24 protein-coding genes and 3 tRNA genes are annotated in these 20,722 nt (G+C 57.9%); 17 read left to right on the forward strand and 10 right to left on the reverse strand.

Annotated features, from left to right (window positions below):
- A complete protein-coding gene (locus ACIP1X_RS09790; protein ID WP_400751609.1) occupies positions 1–1,527 on the reverse strand; it encodes an MFS transporter in 1,527 nt (508 codons plus the stop codon).
- Positions 1,528–1,792: 265 nt separating this feature from the next.
- On the reverse strand, positions 1,793–2,632 hold the full coding sequence (gene galU / locus ACIP1X_RS09795) for a UTP--glucose-1-phosphate uridylyltransferase GalU (RefSeq protein ID WP_053120371.1): 840 nt from the start codon (positions 2,630–2,632) through the stop codon (positions 1,793–1,795).
- Between the two features lie 248 nt (positions 2,633–2,880).
- Between galU and ACIP1X_RS09800 the strand changes: the two genes are divergently transcribed.
- Together ACIP1X_RS09800 and ACIP1X_RS09805 are read left to right on the forward strand one after the other, a co-directional pair.
- Positions 2,881–3,069 carry a hypothetical protein gene (locus ACIP1X_RS09800; RefSeq protein ID WP_400751515.1) on the forward strand — a complete coding sequence of 63 codons (189 nt, stop codon included), beginning with the start codon at positions 2,881–2,883 and terminating at the stop codon, positions 3,067–3,069.
- 140 nt (positions 3,070–3,209) lie between these two features.
- Positions 3,210–3,497, forward strand: a complete 288-nt coding sequence (locus ACIP1X_RS09805; RefSeq protein ID WP_249342556.1) for a hypothetical protein — start codon at positions 3,210–3,212, stop codon at positions 3,495–3,497.
- 3 nt (positions 3,498–3,500) lie between these two features.
- Here ACIP1X_RS09805 and ACIP1X_RS09810 read toward each other — a convergent pair whose 3' ends face one another.
- Positions 3,501–3,731 carry a hypothetical protein gene (locus tag ACIP1X_RS09810; RefSeq protein ID WP_053120375.1) on the reverse strand — a complete coding sequence of 77 codons (231 nt, stop codon included), beginning with the start codon at positions 3,729–3,731 and terminating at the stop codon, positions 3,501–3,503.
- Between the two features lie 71 nt (positions 3,732–3,802).
- Entirely contained in the window at positions 3,803–4,159 is a 357-nt protein-coding gene (locus ACIP1X_RS09815; protein ID WP_053120376.1) for a hypothetical protein, read from the reverse strand.
- A gap of 211 nt (positions 4,160–4,370) precedes the next feature.
- Between ACIP1X_RS09815 and ACIP1X_RS09820 the strand changes: the two genes are divergently transcribed.
- The 5 genes from ACIP1X_RS09820 to ada all read left to right on the forward strand — a co-directional run bounded on the left by ACIP1X_RS09820 (position 4,371) and on the right by ada (position 7,505).
- Complete coding sequence (locus tag ACIP1X_RS09820) at positions 4,371–4,673, forward strand: DUF1883 domain-containing protein (RefSeq protein WP_007946189.1); 303 nt, start codon at positions 4,371–4,373, stop codon at positions 4,671–4,673.
- 29 nt (positions 4,674–4,702) lie between these two features.
- Positions 4,703–4,876 carry a hypothetical protein gene (locus ACIP1X_RS09825; RefSeq protein ID WP_400751518.1) on the forward strand — a complete coding sequence of 58 codons (174 nt, stop codon included), beginning with the start codon at positions 4,703–4,705 and terminating at the stop codon, positions 4,874–4,876.
- A gap of 93 nt (positions 4,877–4,969) precedes the next feature.
- Positions 4,970–5,680 (forward strand): 2OG-Fe(II) oxygenase, encoded by a 711-nt coding sequence (locus ACIP1X_RS09830; protein WP_400751521.1) that lies wholly within the window; start codon positions 4,970–4,972, stop codon positions 5,678–5,680.
- Between the two features lie 5 nt (positions 5,681–5,685).
- Positions 5,686–6,351, forward strand: a complete 666-nt coding sequence (gene alkB / locus ACIP1X_RS09835; RefSeq protein ID WP_400751611.1) for a DNA oxidative demethylase AlkB — start codon at positions 5,686–5,688, stop codon at positions 6,349–6,351.
- An 86-nt stretch (positions 6,352–6,437) separates the two neighbouring features.
- Positions 6,438–7,505, forward strand: coding sequence for a bifunctional DNA-binding transcriptional regulator/O6-methylguanine-DNA methyltransferase Ada (ada, locus tag ACIP1X_RS09840; protein ID WP_400751524.1), 1,068 nt, complete (start codon positions 6,438–6,440; stop codon positions 7,503–7,505).
- 13 nt (positions 7,506–7,518) lie between these two features.
- On the opposite strand, the gene ACIP1X_RS09845 is transcribed toward ada, so the two are convergent.
- A complete protein-coding gene (locus ACIP1X_RS09845; protein WP_400751527.1) occupies positions 7,519–8,502 on the reverse strand; it encodes an MDR family oxidoreductase in 984 nt (327 codons plus the stop codon).
- 190 nt (positions 8,503–8,692) lie between these two features.
- On the opposite strand from ACIP1X_RS09845, the gene ACIP1X_RS09850 reads away from it, so the two are divergent.
- The 10 genes from ACIP1X_RS09850 to ACIP1X_RS09895 all read left to right on the forward strand — a co-directional run bounded on the left by ACIP1X_RS09850 (position 8,693) and on the right by ACIP1X_RS09895 (position 19,135).
- Positions 8,693–11,155 carry an autotransporter gene (locus ACIP1X_RS09850; protein ID WP_400751529.1) on the forward strand — a complete coding sequence of 821 codons (2,463 nt, stop codon included), beginning with the start codon at positions 8,693–8,695 and terminating at the stop codon, positions 11,153–11,155.
- 97 nt (positions 11,156–11,252) lie between these two features.
- Complete coding sequence (locus ACIP1X_RS09855) at positions 11,253–12,314, forward strand: NAD(P)H-dependent flavin oxidoreductase (protein WP_400751532.1); 1,062 nt, start codon at positions 11,253–11,255, stop codon at positions 12,312–12,314.
- Positions 12,315–12,495: 181 nt separating this feature from the next.
- Positions 12,496–13,263, forward strand: coding sequence for a molybdate ABC transporter substrate-binding protein (gene modA, locus ACIP1X_RS09860; protein ID WP_053120386.1), 768 nt, complete (start codon positions 12,496–12,498; stop codon positions 13,261–13,263).
- Complete coding sequence (gene modB / locus ACIP1X_RS09865) at positions 13,264–13,944, forward strand: molybdate ABC transporter permease subunit (RefSeq protein ID WP_212550761.1); 681 nt, start codon at positions 13,264–13,266, stop codon at positions 13,942–13,944.
- Between the two features lie 3 nt (positions 13,945–13,947).
- Positions 13,948–15,027, forward strand: coding sequence for a molybdenum ABC transporter ATP-binding protein (modC, locus tag ACIP1X_RS09870; RefSeq protein WP_400751535.1), 1,080 nt, complete (start codon positions 13,948–13,950; stop codon positions 15,025–15,027).
- A gap of 71 nt (positions 15,028–15,098) precedes the next feature.
- Positions 15,099–16,136 (forward strand): DNA topoisomerase IB, encoded by a 1,038-nt coding sequence (locus tag ACIP1X_RS09875; RefSeq protein ID WP_159812365.1) that lies wholly within the window; start codon positions 15,099–15,101, stop codon positions 16,134–16,136.
- A gap of 144 nt (positions 16,137–16,280) precedes the next feature.
- Positions 16,281–17,909 (forward strand): ABC-F family ATP-binding cassette domain-containing protein, encoded by a 1,629-nt coding sequence (locus ACIP1X_RS09880; RefSeq protein ID WP_400751537.1) that lies wholly within the window; start codon positions 16,281–16,283, stop codon positions 17,907–17,909.
- 71 nt (positions 17,910–17,980) lie between these two features.
- Positions 17,981–18,211 carry a hypothetical protein gene (locus ACIP1X_RS09885; protein ID WP_053120397.1) on the forward strand — a complete coding sequence of 77 codons (231 nt, stop codon included), beginning with the start codon at positions 17,981–17,983 and terminating at the stop codon, positions 18,209–18,211.
- Positions 18,212–18,332: 121 nt separating this feature from the next.
- A complete protein-coding gene (locus ACIP1X_RS09890; RefSeq protein WP_053120399.1) occupies positions 18,333–18,563 on the forward strand; it encodes a hypothetical protein in 231 nt (76 codons plus the stop codon).
- Between the two features lie 287 nt (positions 18,564–18,850).
- Positions 18,851–19,135: a hypothetical protein gene (locus tag ACIP1X_RS09895; RefSeq protein ID WP_053120401.1), complete on the forward strand. Its 285-nt coding sequence runs from the start codon at positions 18,851–18,853 to the stop codon at positions 19,133–19,135.
- A gap of 43 nt (positions 19,136–19,178) precedes the next feature.
- Here ACIP1X_RS09895 and ACIP1X_RS09900 read toward each other — a convergent pair whose 3' ends face one another.
- The 5 genes from ACIP1X_RS09900 to pgsA form a co-directional block, all read right to left on the reverse strand.
- The gene (locus tag ACIP1X_RS09900) at positions 19,179–19,436 is read right to left on the reverse strand and encodes a hypothetical protein (RefSeq protein ID WP_053120488.1); all 258 of its coding nucleotides are present in this window, start codon (positions 19,434–19,436) and stop codon (positions 19,179–19,181) included.
- Between the two features lie 160 nt (positions 19,437–19,596).
- Positions 19,597–19,683 (reverse strand) — tRNA-Leu (locus tag ACIP1X_RS09905).
- 195 nt (positions 19,684–19,878) lie between these two features.
- A tRNA-Cys gene (locus ACIP1X_RS09910) sits at positions 19,879–19,952 on the reverse strand.
- A gap of 47 nt (positions 19,953–19,999) precedes the next feature.
- Positions 20,000–20,075, reverse strand: a tRNA-Gly gene (locus ACIP1X_RS09915).
- A gap of 60 nt (positions 20,076–20,135) precedes the next feature.
- Complete coding sequence (gene pgsA, locus ACIP1X_RS09920) at positions 20,136–20,696, reverse strand: CDP-diacylglycerol--glycerol-3-phosphate 3-phosphatidyltransferase (RefSeq protein WP_053120408.1); 561 nt, start codon at positions 20,694–20,696, stop codon at positions 20,136–20,138.
- Positions 20,697–20,722 lie beyond the last annotated feature (26 nt).

Here is a 20,722-nt window from a genome sequence, read left to right on the forward strand (position 1 = left end):
TTAGCAACGCCAAGACTCCTCCACCGCCTTAGCTTCAGCTATCCGCAAGGTGCGCCAGGTGATCAGCATCGCAACGAGCGCCAAGCCGAAAGCGGCCCATGACACCAGCCCCACACCACCTTCAAACGCCAACGCCGCTTGCAACATCAGCACTTGCGCTTGCTCAGCGGATAACCCGGCGGCGACAGAAAATGCGCCGGAGAGCGTCTCGCTCGCCAACATAAACTGAATGTCGTTCAAGAAGGCCGGCAGTTGCAAAGCGCCGCGGTAGTAGGCCGTGACCAGACCACCAAGCAGAGTAGTGCCCAGCACCACGCCCACTTCATACGCGGTTTCACTGATTGCAGAGGCTGCGCCCGCCTTCGCCGGCGGCGCGGCAGACAAAATCACATCGTTGGTCACTGTCGTAATCGCGCCCACCCCGATATTTAGCAAGGCGAACGCTGCCACCCATACCGCCAGACTGCCGCCCATGCTCGCCACCAGCAGAAACGCCGCGCCGACAAATCCAGTCAGAATCGGAATCAGGACATGCACGGGCACACGTTTCGCAATCGGCACGACAGCCATCCCGACGATGATCGCCATGATTTGCCCGGGCACGAGCGCCAGACTCGCACCCAGCGGCGACATCTGCAGAACGATCTGCAAGTACTGAGTGGTGAAGAAAACAAAACCTACAAGAAAAGCGAGGCTCATCAGATTGATCAGAATTGAGCTGCTGAAAGCGCCATTGCGAAACAGGCTCAAGTCCATCAACGGCTCAGCAAGGCGCGACTGACGCCACACGAACATCCAGCCTGCTAACAGTCCAATCAGAAACGTGATCAACACGACCTCGTCGATACCGTCACTGGCGCCACGCTTGACGCTGTAAACAATAGCTCCCAACGCGACCATCGATTGCACGATGCTCACTGGATCCAGCGGCCCTGACGCATCCCGCTCCGACTCAGGCAGAAACAGCGGCCCCGAAACCAATAACGGTATCAGCACAGGCACCGCCAATAGAAAAATGGCACCCCAATCAAAGAACTCCAGCAGCACCCCGCCGACCAAAGGCCCTAACGCCGAACCCACCGTCAACGTCGTCGCCCAGATCGCCACGGCCAGTCGGCGCTCTTCGCGATCTTCAAATACCCAGCGTATCAACGCCAAAGTCGAGGGCATCAGCATTGCGCCGAAAATCCCCATACAGGCACGCCCGATGATCAGTTGCATGGCTGTTTCGGAATAGGCAGTCAAAACAGAAACGACAGCAAAACCAAAGGATCCCGCGAGCAGTAATTTTCGATGCCCGATCCGGTCACCCAAGCTGCCCATCGACACCAGCAAACCTGCCAGCACCAACGAGTAGGCATCGATCATCCACAGTTGCTGACAAGCGGTTGGGTGCAACGCTTCGGCGATTTTTGGCAGTGCGAATCCCAACACCGTGTTGTCAACGGTCACCAGCAACACTGGCAGCATCAGAACGGCAAGACTCAACCAGCGCGCTTTACTTGCAGGCTTTTCTATCAACACCACGGGCAACTCTCCTTATTGCCAAAAATGGTTCCACGGCAATGCCCTGAAACGCCTCTCCTGCACTCATCCCTGGCAAGAGCCCGTCAGTTCAGCAGTGAATACACCTTCTGACAAACGCTCATTTGTTTCAGTTTGCATCCCAAGAACAAGGTCAGAGACCGTGTCTTTTTTCGGCACAAAAAAAACGCCCCGAACCAGTCGGGGCGTTTTTTGGCCTTCACACAAATGACATCGTGCGAAGGTGCTACAAACGGATCAAGCGCTCTTAGTAAGCCTTGCCAGTCTTGTAGAAGTTCTCGAAGCAGAAGTTGGTCGCTTCGATGTAGCCTTCAGCACCACCGCAGTCGAAACGCTTGCCTTTGAACTTGTAGGCCATGACGCAGCCGTTCTGGGCTTGTTTCATCAGGGCGTCGGTGATCTGGATCTCGCCGCCTTTGCCTGGCTCGGTTTGTTCGATCAGGTCGAAGATGTCCGGGGTCAGGATGTAACGACCAATGATCGCCAGGTTCGACGGAGCGTCTTCCGGCTTTGGCTTCTCGACCATGCTGTGAACGCGGTAAATGTCATCGCGGATCATCTCGCCAGCGATTACGCCGTATTTGCTGGTTTCCTGCGGATCGACTTCCTGGATGGCGATGATCGAGCAGCGGAACTGCTTGTACAGTTTGACCATCTGGGTCAGGACGCCGTCGCCATCAAGGTTGACGCACAGGTCGTCCGCCAGTACCACGGCGAACGGTTCGTCACCGATCAGCGGACGGCCAGTCAGGATCGCGTGGCCCAGACCTTTCATTTCGGTTTGACGGGTGTAGGAGAACGAGCACTCGTCGAGCAGCTTGCGGATACCAACCAGGTATTTCTCTTTGTCGGTGCCTTTGATCTGGTTTTCCAGCTCGTAGCTGATGTCGAAGTGGTCTTCCAGAGCGCGTTTGCCACGACCGGTGACGATGGAGATTTCCGTCAGACCAGCGTCCAGAGCTTCTTCAACGCCGTACTGGATCAGTGGCTTGTTTACCACCGGCAGCATTTCTTTAGGCATGGCTTTAGTCGCTGGCAGGAAGCGAGTACCGTAACCGGCTGCTGGGAACAAGCATTTCTTGATCATATAAGTCCTTGAAAAGGCTGTGTGTACGAGTTTCGGCGCAGTCTAATCAGACGGCGTGCACCTTACAATGCCCCGCGCTGGCTAACCGATGCCATCATAGAGAAATATTCTGGCGGATAGTTCCGCTGGCATCATCGAGCAGCGAAATCAGCGTAGCTCAAAGAATCTACCACCATACGCGCATCATCACCCAGCGCCAGCATTTGCCGGTATCATGGCGACTTTGAAACAGCGAACGAGACAGATAGATGGCCGAACCAAAAATCATCAACGGGTACACCGTCGGCAAGGGCAAAGATGGCCAATGGCACATTACTGCCACCAATGGCGAGGATGTTTCCGGGCCGCTACCTACCGAAACAATGGCGATTGAGGTGGCCTCGGTGCTCGACTACACCCCTCCTGCGCCTAAGCGTCGCGGCAAAAATCAAGACTGATTGACCGCGTTACGCCATAAGCCCTGCCAATACGCAGGGCTTTTTTGTGTCCACGTGCAAACAAGTGGCCAATCGCTATAACCTTTTCACGCCGGCGCTGTCAGAGCGTCTAGTCCCCCTACTCGCTGAAGACGACACCTATGAACATAAACAAATTTTTGCCGCTGATTGCAGTACTGGCATTGGCTGGCTGCGCCACCTCTGAGCCGACGTACCTGAAAACCGGTGAACAGGGCTTGACCATCGATTGCTCTGGCGAAGCCAATTCCTGGGCCACCTGCTATGAAAAGGCTGACGCCTCCTGCGCCGGCACCGGCTACCGCATCGTTGGCACCGACGGAACACCACAACCTAAAGAGAGCGACAAAACGCTGGGCGTTGACGTCGGCAACTACAAAACCCGCAGCGTCGTGGTGGTCTGCAAATAATCGCTACATGTGGATTTCAGCGAACTTGATCCCGAGGCCGCGCACGACTTCGATCAAGTCATCGAGTTTGCTGAACGATTCGACTTCGTCGTTATCGTCGACCAGAAAATAGCTGCGACCGGCGCTTTTCTTGAAAAAGACAATCCATTCACCCGAGTTCGCCGGGTTCTGGATGACATGGGTGGCAGAGATAAGGCCCTCTGCATGGCGCTCCCGCACTTGCTCTCGCTTCATCGCGACTCCAGAAATGAAAATGCCGCCACAGCATGACTGTGGCGGCATTGATGCTGATGACGGTTAGTCTATCAGCCAGAGATGCAGGCGTTGGCCGCGTTACGCACATCGCGAGGGCGTACCGGCACATTGGACATGCGCTCGTGCAGCTTGATGCTGCTGCCGCCGGAGCGGTCTTCGATGTCAAACACTGCTGCTGCACCCGTCGACAATTTGCCCGGAACGATCACCTGGACGCCGTCCTTTTTCGGCTGCACCTGCAGCGCACCACGGCTGTCAGCCAGCTTTTCCGCCAGGCACTGCGCATACTCATGGGGCTTCTTGCCAGAGATCACGCTCATGGTCGGCAGCGTTTCGTTGATTTCAGAAACATTCGCGCAACCACCCAAAGCCAAAACCAACGGCAGACACACCACACCCCACTTCATACAAATCCTCCTTTAAAGACCGTCCGACAGCACAAATGCCGTTTTTCTCCGAGGTCTTCTGCATTTAACCTGCATCCAATCGCGAATATCTGTTCAAAATTGTCAAACCAACGCCCGACGGCCAGATAATAACCCGTGCGGGCTGATAAACTGCGCCCAATCGACAAGCTATCGTTTTGATTTTGTAGAAAAAGCCCTTCTGGAGGCGCCCATGAAATTTATTCACCAGCGCGAGCACCTCAACGAAGACGACATCGTCGTCATCCAGTGCTCGCAAACCTGCAACATCCGTCTGATGAACGACGCCAACTTCCGCAGCTTCAAGAACGGCGGTCGTCACACCTACCACGGCGGCGCTTTCGACACGTTTCCGGCCCGCATCACCGCACCGAGCACCGGTTTCTGGAACATCACCATCGACACCGTCAACCGTCGGCCGATCAGCGTGACCCGCAAGCCGACCCTGACGCACTCGATCAAGATCATCCGCCGCTCCAGCACCAAACTGAGCTGAGCCGATCCCGCCAACGCACACAGGTAAGCATGAACGTGGCCCAAACGACCAAATACGTCATCAAGTACAAACTCAATGGCGAACGCCGCTTTGAGTTCGCGCAGTTGGAAAACGGCACCGCCGAAGAAGCCAAGGCTGCACTCGATGCCCTGCATGGCAGCGAAGATGTGATCAGCGAAATCAGCGTCAGCAAAGCGTTGTAAGGCGCCGCTGCGAATTCGACCGCAAGCGGCGGAGTGTTCTGCCGCAGGGATGTGTCTAGCCTGATCACCTCGACTTTGCGTCCAGGAATCAGCATGCCAATGTCCCCTGCCCGACTGAATTCGCTCGACTGGTCAGCGCTGGAGCAGCAACTGGATCAGGATGGTTTTGTCATCATCCGCTCCCTGCTGCTTGGCCAGACGTGTGATCGTTTGAGTGACTTGTACCCGCAGACCGAACCGTTCCGTTCGCAGGTCATCATGGCCCGCCACGGCTTCGGTCGCGGCGAATATAAATACTTCCGCTATCCATTGCCCACAGCCGTAGAACGGCTGCGCACAGCGTTGTATCCGTATCTCGCGCCGCTCGCGAATCGCTGGCAAGCGCGCATGAATCTGCCCGAGCGTTTTCCGACGACTCACGCTGACTTTATTCAGCAATGTCACGCCGCCGAACAGACGCGCCCTACTCCGCTGTTACTGCGCTATGGCCCGCAGGACTACAATTGTCTGCATCAGGACGTGTACGGCGAACGGTTATTTCCGCTGCAAGTGGCGATTCTTCTGTCAGAGCCTGGCGAAGATTTCACCGGCGGCGAGTTTGTTTTGACCGAACAGCGACCACGCATGCAATCACGCGTACACGTCATGGATCTGAAAAAAGGCGACGCCTTGATCTTCGCGGTGAACCAACGACCGGTCAAAGGCGTACGCGGCGACTATCGGGTGACCATGCGTCACGGCGTCAGTCGCCTGCACAGTGGAAATCGGCATACCCTAGGCATCATCTTTCACGACGCATTGTGAACACCATGCAACCGAGCAACTTCGACCTGTTCGCTGACAACGAACCGCAACAACAGCCTCGCGCAGACCAGATCGGTGAACAATCGTGGGTGCTGAGGGGGTTTGCGCTGCCTGTTGTCGATCAACTTCTACCGGCACTTCAAAACGTACTTGAAGCAGCGCCATTGCGAAGCATGATGACGCCGGGTGGATTCAGCATGTCCGTCGGTACCAGCAGTTGTGGCGCTTTGGGCTGGATCACCGATCGCAGTGGCTACCGTTACTCCAGCGTCGACCCGCTCAGTGGAGCGCCATGGCCATCAATGCCAGAGGCCTTCGCTGAATTGGCCCATTCAGCCGCCACCCAAGCCGGTTTTCCTGATTTTGTGGCAGATTCCTGCCTGATCAATCGCTATATCCCCGGCGCCAAGATGTCTTTGCATCAGGACAAAGACGAAAATGCCTACGCCGCGCCGATCGTTTCTCTGTCACTGGGTTTGCCAGCCATGTTTCTGTTCGGCGGTTTTGCCCGCAGCGACAAGACCCAACGTGTTCCGTTGCTGCACGGCGACATGGTGATTTGGGGCGGCGTCGATCGGCTGCGCTTTCATGGCGTGTTACCGATCAAACAGGGTCGTCATCCGCAACTCGGTGAGCAGCGGATCAACCTGACCTTTCGCGTAGCCGGATAAGCTTAAAAGTTTGACCGCAAGGCCCGGAGTGTTGTCCTCGCCGGCGCTGGATAACCTGAATCAAACAGGCCAACGGATTAACCTTCATGAAAACGCTTTCGACCCACCTCAACATCGAAAACGATCCACGCTGGGCCGCCGTGGTTGCCCGCGACCCACGGGCGGACGGGCAGTTTGTCTACGCAGTGAAAACCACCGGAATCTATTGCCGCCCGAGTAGCCTGGCGCGCCTTCCAAAACCACAGAATGTGGAGTTTTTCGACAACGCTGCCGAGGCTGAAGCGGCGGGTTATCGGCCGAGTAAGCGCGCCGGTAAAGATCAGACGGAGGTCAACGCTCAACACGCGAAAACGGTGGCGCTAGCCTGTCGACAGATTGAGTCGTCTGAAACGTTACCGACGCTGAATGACCTCGCGGAAACAGCAGGCTTGAGTCCGTTTCATTTCCACCGCGTGTTCAAAGCTTCTACCGGACTCACCCCGAAAGGTTACGCCGCCGCGCATCGCTCGCGCAGGGTGCGTGAACGCTTGGCGGACGGCGGCTCGGTGACCGATGCGCTGTATGACGCGGGCTTCAACTCCAACAGTCGTTTCTATGAATCAGCCGATCAGGTGCTCGGCATGAAGCCCGGTGATTACCGCGCGGCCGGGCAGAACAACGATATCCGCTTCGCTGTCGGCGAATGCTCGCTCGGGGCGATTCTGGTGGCGCAAAGTGATCGCGGGGTTTGCGCGATTCTGCTGGGGGACGATCCGCACCAATTGGTGTGTGATTTGCAGGATCAGTTTCGCCGCGCCAATCTGATTGGTGCCGATAGCGATTTTGAGCAGTTGATCGCAAAAGTCGTGGGGTTTATTGAAGCGCCGGCCATTGGCCTCGACTTGCCGCTGGACGTCAGAGGCACGGCGTTTCAGGAGCGCGTCTGGCAAGCGCTGCGGGAAATCCCTGCGGGCAGCACTGCCAGTTATTCCGAGATTGCTCAACGTATCGGCGCACCAACGTCGATGCGCGCGGTGGCTCAGGCCTGTGGTGCGAACCGGTTGGCGGTAGCGATCCCCTGTCACCGTGTGGTGCGCAGCGACGGCAACCTCTCCGGTTACCGTTGGGGCGTCGAACGTAAGCGCCTGTTACTGGATCGCGAAACGCAGGCCTAGCGTCGGCTGATTCTCAGCGATTGACGTCGACCACCACCCGGCCACGAATGCGCCCGGCAAGCAACTCAGGCGCAGCATTAATCGCCTCGCTTAAAGCGATTTCATGGCTGATCAGGGGCAACAAGGCGAAATCCAGATCCTTGGCCAGATGCTCCCAAGCCTGCACGCGACGGGCCTTGGGTTGCGTCACGCTGTTGACGCCCGCGAGGGTCACGCCGCGCAAAATGAACGGTGCAACCGAGCCCGGGAAGTCCATGCCCTGCGCCAATCCACACGCGGCAACGGTGCCTTCGGAACGCGTACTGGCGCAGGCGTTGGCCAATGTATGGCTGCCGACCGAATCAATCACCGCCGCCCAGCGCTCCTTCGCCAATGGCTTACCCGGCTCGGACAGGGTTGCACGATCGATGATTTCGCTGGCGCCGAGTTGCTTTAAATATTCGTGCTCAGAAGCCCGGCCAGTGGACGCCACCACGCGATAACCCAGCGTGTTGAGTAGAGCAATGGCAAAGCTGCCGACGCCACCATTGGCGCCAGTCACCAGCACCTCGCCTTGCTCCGGGGTCACGCCGTTATGCTCGAGCGCGAGAATGCACAGCATCGCCGTGTAACCCGCCGTGCCAATGGCCATGGCTTGTGCAGCGGTGAAGGCTTCGGGCAACGGAATCAGCCAATCGCCATTGAGTCGCGCTTTCTGCGCCAGACCACCCCAATGGGATTCGCCGACGCCCCAGCCGTTGAGCAACACCTTGTCGCCCACTTTATAGTCGGGATGCGAACTGGCTTCGACGGTGCCCGCCAGATCAATCCCCGGCACCATCGGAAACTTGCGCACCACCGGGCTGCTGCCGGTAATCGCCAGACCGTCCTTGAAGTTCAGCGTGCTGTAGGCCACCTGCACCGTGACATCGCCGTCGGGCAACTGATCTTCATTGAGTTGCTGCAGATCGGCGCGGTAACCGCTGTCGTCTTTGTTGATCACAATGGCGTTGAACATGAGTGCCCTCGCATGGCTGGATGTTGAAATGTCGTGCCTTGAAATACCACATCGCAACACGTTGCCACACTCGACTTTGTGTCTGGCTTAAATTTCATCGGGTAATTTCATTGTCGGCGTCTATGCTTTTTCGACTACCCTGCTGATCTTGGCCAAGCCCTCTAGAATCACCTTGTCGATGGAGTTGACGATGTCTCACCCGCGTTCTCTTGTAGTGATGCTGATGCTCAGTCTGCTGGCATTTGGCAGTGCGTGGGCGGCGCCTGCCCCGGCTGCTGATGCGGCAACATCTGCAGCACCGAGTGAGCCGGCGTGGCCACAAGTCATTACCAGCGGCAAATCGAAATTGACTGTGTACCAACCGCAACTCGACAGTTGGGACGGTTACACGCTCAACGCTCGCGCGGCTGTCGAAGCTACCGGCGCTGATGGCAAATCCACTTACGGCATCGTCGAGTTCAGCGCCCACACCCTGGTCGACAAGGCCACCCGTTGGGTCGCGCTCGATCAATACAAAATCATCAAAGCCGATTTCCCGGCCGATGCCAGTCAAGCAGACACTTGGGCGGCAGCGCTGCAAAAAGACGCCGACAAGCGCAAGAAAACCATTTCCCTTGATCAGCTCGAAGCCGCTGTCGGCGTATTGTCGGCAGAACAGAAGGCGGACAGCGCTCCGCTGGAGAACGCCCCGCCGACCATCATCAGTTCCGACGTCCCGGCGATGCTGGTGTACATCGACGGTGATGCGGCGTATCGGCCGGTGGAAGGCACGTCGCTGCAACGAGTGATCAATACTCGCCCGCTGCTGCTCAAGGACGAACAAGGCAAACACTATCTGCACGTGTTTGATGGCTGGATGGTCGCCGACCAGATCAACGGTGATTACACACGTCTGGCAAAACCGCCAGCCGATCTGGAAAAAGCCAAACAGGCCGCCATCAAAAGCCGTCAGGTCGATCTGCTGACCGGGCAAAGTGATCCGAAAGACAAGATCCCCAGCCTGGCCAAACCGCCGCAGCCAAAGATCTTCATTGCGACCACGCCTACCGAGTTACTGGTAACTGATGGCGCGCCGCAATGGCTACCGATTCAGGGCACCGGCCTGCTCTACGTCAGTAATACCACCGGGCATATCTTCAAGGAAATCGGCGATCAGAACAGTTATGTGTTGATCTCCGGGCGCTGGTTTCGCGCCAGCGACATGAAGGGCCCATGGACGTTTACCCCGGCGGATAAACTGCCGGCAGACTTCGCCAACATTCCCGACGACAGCCCGAAAGAGAACGTTAAAGCCTCGGTCGCCGGCACTCCGCAGGCGAAAGAAGCGGCGATTGCAGCGACCATTCCGCAGACCTCGGCGATCAAGAAAAGCGCGGTGAAAATGACCGCACCGCAGTTCGATGGCGAGCCGCAGCTCAAAGCGATCAACACCACGCCGTTGCAATATGTAGTCAACAGCGCCACACCGATCATCCGGGTCGACAACAACAGTTGGTACGCCGTGGAAAATGGCATCTGGTTTACCGCCACGTCGGTGAACGGCCCGTGGGTCGTGGCCAGCTCGGTGCCGGCGGTGATCTATTCGATTCCGCCGAGTTCGCCGATGCATTACCTGACTTACGTGAAAGTCTATGAGTCCAGCGGCGATACCGTGGTGGTCGGTTATACCCCGGGTTATCAGGGCTCCAATATTGATCCGGTGACTAATGTCGTGGTTTACGGCACCGGTTATCCGTACACGCCGTGGGTCGGTAGCGTCTGGTACGGGCCGCCGGTGACTTACGGTTTCGGCGTCGCGATCCGCTACACCCCGTGGACTGGATGGACATTCGGATACGGTTTCGGCTGGAGTTGGGGCGGCAGCACCGTGGCGATGGGCTGGGGCTGGGGCGCTTATCCGTGGTGGGGAAATTATGGCTGGGGTTACGCCTGGGGCCCGCGCTTGTATCCAGCGCCACTGGCCTGGGGCGGCGCTGCTTATGGTTATCGTGGCGGCGCAGTGGCGTGGGGCCCGGGCGGATGGGCCGGCACCACCGGCAATATCTATCACCAGTGGGGTGACCGCGCGACGGTCAGCCGCTACGGCGCCGGTTACAACGCCTGGACCGGCAATCGCTGGGCAGGTCAGGTCGGCTCCTCCTACAACTCACGCACCGGTGTGGCGGCCGCCGGTCAACGCGGCGCAGTACACAACGTCTACAACGGCAATTACGCGGCCGGCCGCAGCGGTGCGGTCGTCGGGCCGAATGGCGGCGCTATCGCCGGCGCGCGCCTGACAGAGGGTAATACGCGCACCGGTACGCAGGTCACTGCCAATCGCGGCGCGGTGTACAACCCTAATACCGGCAAGACCACCCAATATGGCGCTATCCACGGCCGCAACGGTGGCGCCGCGCAGGTCGGCAACAACGTTTATGCCGGGCGCGACGGCAACGTCTACAAAAAAACCGACAGTGGCTGGCAGTCGATGGTCGGCGGTGGTGGCAGCACACGCGCGGCGCCGCTGAACAACAACCCACAGCTGCAAAATCTCAATCGCGATTCCGCTGCGCGTAATTTCGGCAACCAGCGCACCAACAACTTCCACAACTCCTCGCAATTCATGAATCACTCCTTCGGTGGTGGTGGAGGCGGCGGATTCCATCGACGTTAACGGCTTGTGAATTTCGGACTGGCCCTGAGTCCGGTTTAGCTGTTAAAAAACCGGCTCAGCCGTCCCTGCCCGTTTCAACGTTCGGAGTACCGCTTTCATGAGGCAATGGCCAGACACCCGCATTCTTGACCTGTTCGGCATCGAGTTGCCGATCATCCAGGGCCCGATGGCCGGCGCCACGAACTCGTCGATGGTGATTGCCGTGTGCAACGCTGGTGGCTTGGGTTCGATGCCCGCCGCGATGCTCAGCATTGAGCAGTTACGTGAAGAACTGAAAACAATCCGCGAGCACACCGACAAACCTTTCAACGTGAATTTCTTCTGCCATCAGCCACCGGCAGCCGATGAACAGCGCGCGCGTGAATGGAAGAATTTGCTGGAGCCTTATTACCGCGAACTGGGCGTCGACTTTGATGCACCGACGCCGGTGTCCAACCGGGCGCCGTTTGATGCGGCCGCTTGCGAGGTGCTGGAAGAGTTTCGCCCTGAAGTGGTGAGCTTCCACTTCGGTCTGCCGGAAAAATCTCTGCTGGATCGGGTCAAGGCCACAGGCGCGAAAATCATCTCCTCGGCCACCACCGTCGATGAAGCCGTGTGGCTGGAGCAAAACGGCTGCGACGCGATCATTGCCATGGGCTATGAAGCCGGCGGCCATCGCGGGATGTTTCTCAGCGATGACCTGAGCAGTCAGGTCGGCACTTTTGCTTTGGTACCGCAGGTGGTTGACGCGGTGAAGGTTCCGGTGATTGCGGCCGGTGCGATTGCCGATACTCGCGGGGTCGCAGCGGCGCTCATGCTCGGTGCGTCAGCGGTGCAGGTCGGCACGGCGTATCTGTTTACCCCGGAAGCGAAAGTCAGTGCCTCGCATCACAAGGCTTTGCGTACAGCCAAGGAAAGTGAGACGGCCGTCACCAACATTTTCACCGGGCGCCCGGCGCGTGGGATTCTCAACCGTGTGATGCGCGAACTCGGGCCGATGTCGGCGAAGGCGCCGGCCTTTCCGTTAGCCGGTGGCGCGCTGATGCCGCTGCGAGCGAAGGATGATGCGCAGTTTGCCAATCTTTGGGCGGGTCAGGCGTTTACGCTGGGGCGGGACGTCAGTAGTGCGGAATTGACGAGGCAGTTGGCTGAGGGGGCGTTGGCGAAACTTGTGAGGTAGCGGACGGATTTCGCAGCAATTGGAAAGAGGGCGTGCTGCGCGCGCCAACGGGGATAAATCCCCTCGCCACAGGGGAGTATTTCGCTATATATTTCGCTATATAGCGAAACCACCCTCGCATCGGCGCAGTCCACCGCCAACAATAACTGCCCTCTGCACTTGCCAACAACGGAGCTGTTACATGACCACTCGTGCCTCACGTTTTGCCCCAACTTGCCTGGCCGCTTTGCTGGCGACCTTCGCCATCGGGGCTGCTCAGGCTGATGAAGTGCAAGTGGCAGTTGCTGCCAACTTCACCGCACCGATTCAGGCGATCGCGGCAGATTTCGAAAAAGACACCGGGCACAAACTGGTCGCAGCCTACGGCGCCACTGGCCAGTTCTATACCCAGATCAAGAACGGCGCGCCGTTCGAAGTGTTCCTCTCGGCCGACGACACTACCCCGGAAAAACTCGAGAAGGAAGGCGATACCGTTAAAGGCTCGCGCTTCACCTACGCCATCGGCACCCTGGCGCTGTGGTCGGCAAAAGAAGGCTATGTCGATGCCAAAGGCGATGTGCTGAAGAAGAACGAGTACCAGCACCTCTCCATCGCCAACCCGAAAGCTGCGCCTTACGGCCTGGCCGCCACCCAGGTGCTGGAAAAACTGAAACTGACCGAAGCCACCAAAGCCAAGATCGTTGAAGGCCAGAACATCACTCAGGCCTACCAGTTCGTTTCCACCGGCAACGCTGAGCTGGGTTTTGTAGCGCTGTCGCAGATCTACAAGGACGGCAAAGTCAGCAGCGGTTCCGCGTGGATCGTTCCAGCCAGCATGCACGACCCGATCAAACAGGACGCCGTAATCCTCAACAAAGGCAAAGACAACGCCGCCGCCAAAGCACTGGTTGAATACCTCAAAGGCCCGAAAGCCGCTGCGGTGATCAAGTCTTACGGCTACCAGCTCTAAATGTCGCTGACGAGTGCTGATTTCGCGGCTATCTGGCTGACCCTGAAACTGGCGTCCCTGACCACCGCGATACTGCTGGTTGTCGGCACTCCGATTGCCCTGTGGTTGTCGCGCACCCAATCGTGGTTGCGCGGCCCGATCGGGGCGATTGTCGCCCTGCCCCTCGTGCTGCCGCCGACCGTTATCGGTTTCTATTTGTTGCTGATGATGGGGCCGCACGGTTTCCTCGGCCAGTTCACCCAGTGGCTCGGGCTTGGCACGTTGACGTTCAGCTTCACCGGACTGGTGATTGGCTCGGTGATCTATTCCATGCCGTTCGTGGTGCAACCGTTGCAAAACGCGTTCTCGGCGATCGGCACCCGCCCATTGGAAGTGGCGGCGACCTTGCGCGCCAATCCGTGGGACACTTTTTTCAGCGTGATTCTGCCGCTGGCCCGTCCCGGTTTTATCACGGCGGCGATCCTCGGATTTGCGCATACCGTCGGTGAATTCGGCGTCGTGCTGATGATCGGCGGCAATATTCCCGACAAGACCCGTGTGGTCTCGGTGCAAATCTACGACCACGTCGAAGCCATGGAATACGCGCAGGCCCATTGGCTCGCCGGTGCCATGCTGGTGTTCTCGTTCCTCGTGTTGCTGGCGCTCTACTCCAGCCGCAAAACCCGCGCAGGCTGGAGCTGATCGATGATCGATGCACGTCTGAAAATCGCTTATTCGGGCTTCAGCCTGGATGTCGATCTGCACTTGCCGGGGCGCGGCGTTTCCGCTTTGTACGGACATTCCGGCTCGGGCAAAACCACCTGCCTGCGCTGCATTGCCGGCCTGGAGCGCGCCGAGCAAGGCTTCGTGCAAATCAACGACGAAATTTGGCAGGACAGCGACAACGGCATTTTCGTCCCGCCGCATAAACGCGCATTGGGTTATGTGTTTCAGGAAGCCAGTCTGTTTCCGCATCTGTCGGTGCTGGCCAACCTGCAATTCGGCCTCAAACGTATCGCCAAATCGCAGCGCCGGGTTGATCTGGCACAAGCCACCGAACTGCTCGGCATCGGCCACTTGCTCGAACGCCATCCGCAGCATTTGTCCGGCGGTGAACGCCAGCGTGTCGGCATCGCCCGCGCACTGCTGACCAGCCCGAAACTGTTGCTGATGGACGAACCCCTCGCCGCCCTCGACAGCCAACGCAAAAGCGAAATCCTGCCTTATCTGCAACGGTTGCATGACGAACTGGACATTCCAGTGCTGTATGTCAGCCACGCGCAGGACGAAGTCGCGCGACTGGCCGACCATCTGGTGTTGCTCAGCGACGGCAAAGCGCTGGCCAGCGGCCCGATTGGCGAAACCCTCGCGCGTCTGGATCTGCCGATGGCAATGGGTGATGACGCCGGGGTAATCATCGAAGGTCAGGTCAGCGCTTACGATGCGCAGTACCAGCTGCTGAGCCTGCAACTGCCGGCCACGGACATGAGCATTCGCGTGACCCACGAGCCGATGGCCGTCGGTCAGGCCCTGCGCTGCAAAGTGCACGCGCGGGACATCAGTCTGGCGCTGCACAATGACGCCTCCAGCAGCATTCTCAATCGCTTGCCCGTCACGGTGGTCAGCGAACAAGCGGCGGACAATGCCGCCCATGTGCTGATTCGTCTCGACGCCGGCGGCACCCCGCTGCTCGCGCGCATCACCCGCTACTCGCGCGATCACTTGGCGATCCATCCGGGCCAGCAACTCTGGGCGCAAATCAAGGCAGTTGCAGTGCTCGCATAAATCATTCGGCACCACGGCGAGAGCGCGCGGTCAATCGTTTACAGACCGCCGCGCCACTTAAGGAAGTCGCCATGTCCGAAACCGAGCTGACCGATGCACTGCCATCCGACCTGCACTACGTCGATGACACGCAGCCCGGCATCACCCGTAAAAAACTGCGCGGCAAGTTCGCCTATTTCGAGCCGTCCGGTCAGCGCATTACCGACCCGGACGAAATCAAACGCATCAACGCCCTCGCGGTTCCGCCGGCCTATGTCGATGTGTGGATTTGCGCCGACCCGCGCGGTCATCTGCAAGCTACTGGCCGCGATGCCCGGGGTCGTAAGCAGTATCGCTATCACGCTCGCTGGCGCGAAGTGCGCGATGCCGACAAATATTCGCGGCTGCGCGAGTTCGGTCTGGCACTGCCGAAACTGCGCAAACAACTGGAAACACTACTGGCCGCGCCCGGTTTTAGCCGCGATAAGGTTATGGCCACGGTGATCACTCTGCTCGACGCCACGCTGATTCGCGTCGGCAACACGCAATACGCCCGCGATAATCGCTCTTACGGGCTGACCACCCTGCGCAGCCGCCATGTCGAAGTGAATGGCAGCGCGATCCTCTTTCAATTTCGCGGCAAGAGTGGCATCGAACACCAGATCACCGTCAAGGATCGACGCCTCGCGCGGATTATCAAACGCTGCCTGGAGCTCCCCGGCCAGAATCTGTTTCAGTACCTGGACGAACACGGCGAGCGCCACACCGTCAGTTCTTCCGACGTCAACAGTTACCTGCAAACCCTGACCGGCGCCGATTTCACCGCCAAGGATTACCGCACCTGGGCAGGTAGCGCTCTGGCATTATCGGTACTGCGCGAGTTGCAATGGGAGTCGGAAACCGAAGCCAAACGGCATGTGGTCGACATGGTCAAAGGCGTCGCGAAACAGTTGGGCAACACGCCAGCGGTGTGCCGCAAGTGCTACATCCACCCAGCGGTGGTGGAAAAATTCATGCTCGGCGCCCTCGCCGAACTACCGCGCCCACGCGTGCGCAAGGGGCTGCGCAGTGAAGAAGTGGCCCTGGCGATGTTTCTCGAACGGATGAGCGAGATGGCCGTCGCACCTTGATCGTCCGGGCATCGTCGTCTAGGCTAGCCACCTTCCCCTCTTCAGGATGACCGCAGAAGTGAACAATCAGGCTCTCTAAAAATGTAATCGCGACAGCCGCCGCTGGGTGATTGTCAGTCTTCACGACATTTTTTGGAGGTGCCGATGACTCACGTCTCGCGTACGCCTGCCCTCGTCTCGCTCAATCAGCTGAGTTTCCAATTCGCCAATGGCGAGACGATTTTCAACGCACTGAATCTGCAGTTCGATCATGTCCCGACCGCGATTGTCGGTCGCAACGGTGTCGGCAAAAGCCTGCTCGCGCGGCTGATTGCCGGGCAGCTACAGCCCACATCCGGGAGCGTTTCAAGCGCAGTGCCTGTGATGTACGTTTCCCAAATATTTGTCGGTGCACCCGGCCAAACGGTGGCGGACGCGACGGGTACAGCCCAAGTACTTGAAGCACTGCAGCGCCTCGACCAGGGCAATGCCAGCGCCGACGATTTCGACATCATCGGCGATCGCTGGGATTTGCCGGAACGCTTACGGCAGATGCTTGATGAGTGCGGACTCACCGATATCGCTGATACCGACCTCACCGAAAACCTCAGCGGTGGCCAACAAGTCAGAATCGCCCTGATCAAAGCGCTGTTGAGCCAGGCGCAGTTGCTGGTGCTGGATGAGCCGACCAATCATCTGGACAGCGCCGGTCGCCACTGGCTGCTGAAGACACTCAATCACTGGCGCGGCGGTCTGATCGTCATCAGTCACGATCGACAGTTACTGGAGCGGATGCAGCGGATCGTCGAACTGACGCCGTTGGGCGTAAATGTTTTCAGCGGCTCCTACTCAGCCTTTACCGAACAACGGCGTCTACAACACGCAGCCGCTCAGGCACAACTCGACCAAGCCAGAACCGAACGCCAGCGCGAGCGTTCCCGCCTGCAGCGCGAGCACGACACGATCCAGCGCCATGCCGCCAACAGCCGGCGCAATGCGCAAACCGCGAACGTTTCCAGCATCGAACGCGCCGGCATGAAAGGCGCGGCGCGAGACATCATGGGACATGTGCGCGTTGGCCATCAGGCGCGTAAATCCGAGCTGGATAACCGCGTGCGTGAGGCATTTACAATGGTGTTGCCCGAAGACAGCGTGCTGATCAATCTTCCGGGCAGCGTGGTGCCGAACAGCCGCCAAGTCTGCACGCTCGTGGACGCGTGCCTGCCGTGGTTATCGCCGGCGAGCCGACTGAGTCTCGCGATCCAGGGGCCGATGCGCATCGCCGTCAGTGGCCCTAACGGCTGCGGTAAATCGACCCTTCTGAACATGCTCGCCGATGAACTGGAACCGGCCAGCGGTACCTGCACGACTCATGTACCGATGGCATTTCTCGATCAACAACTGCGTCTGCTTGATGACGGAAAATCCATTGTTGACCAGTTGCTGGCTCAGCAAACACCGTTGAGCGAAGGCACCCTGCGCAGTTATCTGGCGCACCTTCAACTAAATGCCCAGCGTGCGACGCAGCCCTGCGCTTTGCTCAGCGGCGGCGAACGCCTGAAGGCTGCACTGGCATTGGCGGTGTGGCGCCAGACTCCGGCGCAATTGCTCTTGCTTGATGAACCGACCAATCATCTCGACCTAGCCTCGGTGGAAGCTTTCGAACAGTCATTACAGAGTTTTCCCGGCGCCATTGTCGCGGTTTCCCACGACCAGACGTTTCTACAAGCGTTGAATCCAAGCCATCGGCTAACGTGGCAGCCAAGCGGTTGGCTGCTGCAACCGACGAGTTGAGCTGACTATTTTTTGCACGATTGCCACAGGCTTCTATAGTTGATCTGACACGAATCAGCTGCGGTGACGCCATGGAAGACATTTTCGTTGTGAAGCGTTGCAACAAGATCATCATTCATGGTCGTCGCGCCGAGGACAGCCAGCACGAACCCGCCGAAGCCATCGGCTGGTTTCGCATTTGCGATACACGCACAGGCGGTTTCATCGGCGATGGCTACGACCGGGAGGAAGACGCACGGCGCGAATGCCTGCGTCTCAACGCAGCGAGTTCGATATTGCCGGCTCGCGAATCGTCAGCCTGATGCTGATCATTTGCGGGTCTATACTGAAACCAGCTGAAGGAGCAGCGCCCCAACGGCATAAAGCTCGCAGTTCGCGGGCTTTTTGCTGCCGCTCAGCGGTTTCACCGAACGGAGGTGTTCCATGTCCGAAAAAGAGTCCATCACCACCCTCCTCACCTTGCTCGACGCCCGGCAGGCGCGCCTCGCGGCCGCTTGCAAAGAGATCGCCGACTGGGTTGATCATCAAGGCGGTCACCCCACCGCCCTGCGTATTCGCGATCGCCTGAATGACATCGAGAAAGACGCGCCGTTGATTCGCAACACGCTGTCGGCGCTCAGACCCATTGACCGGCCTCTGCCACGGTTTAGATAACAAACGCGAATAGCACGAACGCCCCGCTGCGATTTTCGATCGGGGCTCTAGAGCGGCGACGGCTGTGTTACCGAGGGATTATCTGTCCGGCGTTTATATTTTCCTCGTTGATTTGTTTATTTTTCACAAAATCATCACATCTACGCGCTTACTGTGAAGTCACTCCTTTGGAGATCACACTTAACACCCGCCCGCATGCGGGTGTTTTTTTGCCTGAAATTTGGCTCGGCGAACACTCGCGGCTATCAGTGGTCACAATTTAGTACACGTCACAAAGGAGACGATTCATGGTTATCCATTTCAACGTCGATGGTCATTTAGCCTGCGGGCATAAAGGCAAACATCTCACTGCCAGCCGCGAACTCAATCGCGTGAAGTGCCGCAGCTGCCGTAATACCGATGCGTACAAGCAAGCCAGAAAAGATCAGCGTAACGCGGCTCGACGCGCAACACGCCAGGCCAAAACCACACACCACGCCGTCAACTGGCGCTCCTCATGGGTAGAGCGTTTGGCTGCGATGCCTGGGCGTCAACGCCTGCCTCGCGGCTTTGCCGGACAAGCCTTCGTTTAGTCCGCAATAAAAAATGGGCCGGCGAGTGCCGGCCCATTGCTTTCTAGTTGTTGCCCTGAACATCCTTCACGGTCTTCAAAGCCCGGTTCGTTAAATCAATACACTTCTGTTTGTCGCCTGCCTTTTGCGCGGCCTCGGCATCTTTACGGTCTTGCTGGATATTGCCCAAAGCAGGCTGTCCCATCACTGCCGTCTGTTTGAGGTCGTGCAGTTTCTGCAAGTTAATGGCGCACAAGTCATCAGCGGCAAACAGCGGTGTTGCAACAACCAAAGACGCGAAGAACAGACCTAATCGTTTCATGACGAATTCCACCTGTTTGGACTTGGGAATTTGACTATAGATGCTGAATTGAAAGAGCGACGGCCAAGGCATGTGACACGCTGAAACCAAGAGCCGAGCAATAAACCCAGGCACAAAAAAGGGCCTGCATGAGATATGTCATGCAAGCCCTTGATATTTATGGTGCCCGAAGCCGGAATCGAACCGGCACGCCCTTACGAGCGGGGGATTTTAAGTCCCATGCGTCTACCAGTTTCGCCATTCGGGCGGTAGCGCGGTGTTGCTGTCTCCGACTGTTCAGTCGCGATCCTGACAGGATGCAGGCTTGAACAGCCGAGCGGGAAATATATACATCACTCCCCGGTGAAGCAAGTTCGCATTGGCTGTTTTAAAGACTAAATCTTACAGCGCAATGCAAATAAAAAAGCTCCGTAAATCATGGATCTACGGAGCTTGTTTATAGTGGAGGCCGAGGTCGGAATCGAACCGGCGTAGGTGGATTTGCAATCCACTGCATAACCATTTTGCTACTCGGCCTCAAAACGTTTGCTATCAGTAGCACAACAACAAACGCGTTTTAAACTTGGAGCGGGAAACGAGACTCGAACTCGCGACCCCGACCTTGGCAAGGTCGTGCTCTACCAACTGAGCTATTCCCGCTTGGTGATGCGCATTCTATAGAATTAAGAAGCTCCGTCAACCCCTTGATTCAAAAAAGTTTTATTTCTTTTCAACATCGGTCTTCAGATGCGGCCAGGCAGCGCGAAGGTATTGAACCATCGACCACAACGTCAGGCCTGCGGAGATCATCAACAGCGAATAACCCAGAATGACCCAAAAGGTAAAGTCCTTCGGATTGGCCAACAGGATCACCAGCGCGAGCATTTGTGCGGCGGTTTTCCATTTGCCGAGATTGGACACGGCGACATGCGCGCGGGCACCCAGCTCGGCCATCCACTCACGCAGTGCCGACACGACAATCTCGCGACCGATGATAACGGCGGCTGGCAGAGTCAACCACAGGTTGCCGTGTTCTTGCACCAACAACACCAATGCGACGGCGACCATCAGCTTATCGGCAACCGGGTCGAGAAATGCACCGAATGGCGTGCTTTGCTCCAGGCGACGGGCCAGATAACCATCCAGCCAGTCCGTTGCAGCGGCAAAAGCAAACACCGAAGCGGACGCCATGTAGCTCCACTGGTACGGCAAATAGAACAGCAAAATGAAGATCGGGATAAGCAGGACGCGTAGAACGGTAATCAGATTAGGGATATTCATCGGCACAACTGGCTACGAGGTGAGGG

It is taken from the genome of Pseudomonas sp. NPDC088885, from assembly GCF_044750025.1.
Classification (GTDB): Bacteria; Pseudomonadota; Gammaproteobacteria; order Pseudomonadales; family Pseudomonadaceae; genus Aquipseudomonas; species Aquipseudomonas rustica.

Bases quoted from the DNA above. Each gene is read 5' to 3' on its own strand.
- ACIP1X_RS09850 (WP_400751529.1), top strand. From the start codon at position 8,693: ATGTCTCACCCGCGTTCTCTTGTAGTGATGCTGATGCTCAGTCTGCTG.
- modB (WP_212550761.1), top strand. From the start codon at position 13,264: ATGTCGCTGACGAGTGCTGATTTCGCGGCTATCTGGCTGACCCTGAAA.
- ACIP1X_RS09885 (WP_053120397.1), top strand. From the start codon at position 17,981: ATGGAAGACATTTTCGTTGTGAAGCGTTGCAACAAGATCATCATTCAT.
- ACIP1X_RS09845 (WP_400751527.1), bottom strand. From the start codon at position 8,502: ATGTTCAACGCCATTGTGATCAACAAAGACGACAGCGGTTACCGCGCC.
- pgsA (WP_053120408.1), bottom strand. From the start codon at position 20,696: ATGAATATCCCTAATCTGATTACCGTTCTACGCGTCCTGCTTATCCCG.
- ACIP1X_RS09830 (WP_400751521.1), top strand. From the start codon at position 4,970: ATGCCAATGTCCCCTGCCCGACTGAATTCGCTCGACTGGTCAGCGCTG.
- ACIP1X_RS09810 (WP_053120375.1), bottom strand. From the start codon at position 3,731: ATGAAGCGAGAGCAAGTGCGGGAGCGCCATGCAGAGGGCCTTATCTCT.
- ACIP1X_RS09855 (WP_400751532.1), top strand. From the start codon at position 11,253: ATGAGGCAATGGCCAGACACCCGCATTCTTGACCTGTTCGGCATCGAG.
- ACIP1X_RS09900 (WP_053120488.1), bottom strand. From the start codon at position 19,436: ATGAAACGATTAGGTCTGTTCTTCGCGTCTTTGGTTGTTGCAACACCG.
- alkB (WP_400751611.1), top strand. From the start codon at position 5,686: ATGCAACCGAGCAACTTCGACCTGTTCGCTGACAACGAACCGCAACAA.
- ACIP1X_RS09805 (WP_249342556.1), top strand. From the start codon at position 3,210: ATGAACATAAACAAATTTTTGCCGCTGATTGCAGTACTGGCATTGGCT.
- ACIP1X_RS09890 (WP_053120399.1), top strand. From the start codon at position 18,333: ATGTCCGAAAAAGAGTCCATCACCACCCTCCTCACCTTGCTCGACGCC.
- ACIP1X_RS09820 (WP_007946189.1), top strand. From the start codon at position 4,371: ATGAAATTTATTCACCAGCGCGAGCACCTCAACGAAGACGACATCGTC.
- ACIP1X_RS09895 (WP_053120401.1), top strand. From the start codon at position 18,851: ATGGTTATCCATTTCAACGTCGATGGTCATTTAGCCTGCGGGCATAAA.
- ada (WP_400751524.1), top strand. From the start codon at position 6,438: ATGAAAACGCTTTCGACCCACCTCAACATCGAAAACGATCCACGCTGG.
- ACIP1X_RS09825 (WP_400751518.1), top strand. From the start codon at position 4,703: ATGAACGTGGCCCAAACGACCAAATACGTCATCAAGTACAAACTCAAT.
- ACIP1X_RS09815 (WP_053120376.1), bottom strand. From the start codon at position 4,159: ATGAAGTGGGGTGTGGTGTGTCTGCCGTTGGTTTTGGCTTTGGGTGGT.
- ACIP1X_RS09875 (WP_159812365.1), top strand. From the start codon at position 15,099: ATGTCCGAAACCGAGCTGACCGATGCACTGCCATCCGACCTGCACTAC.
- ACIP1X_RS09880 (WP_400751537.1), top strand. From the start codon at position 16,281: ATGACTCACGTCTCGCGTACGCCTGCCCTCGTCTCGCTCAATCAGCTG.
- ACIP1X_RS09800 (WP_400751515.1), top strand. From the start codon at position 2,881: ATGGCCGAACCAAAAATCATCAACGGGTACACCGTCGGCAAGGGCAAA.
- modC (WP_400751535.1), top strand. From the start codon at position 13,948: ATGATCGATGCACGTCTGAAAATCGCTTATTCGGGCTTCAGCCTGGAT.
- modA (WP_053120386.1), top strand. From the start codon at position 12,496: ATGACCACTCGTGCCTCACGTTTTGCCCCAACTTGCCTGGCCGCTTTG.
- galU (WP_053120371.1), bottom strand. From the start codon at position 2,632: ATGATCAAGAAATGCTTGTTCCCAGCAGCCGGTTACGGTACTCGCTTC.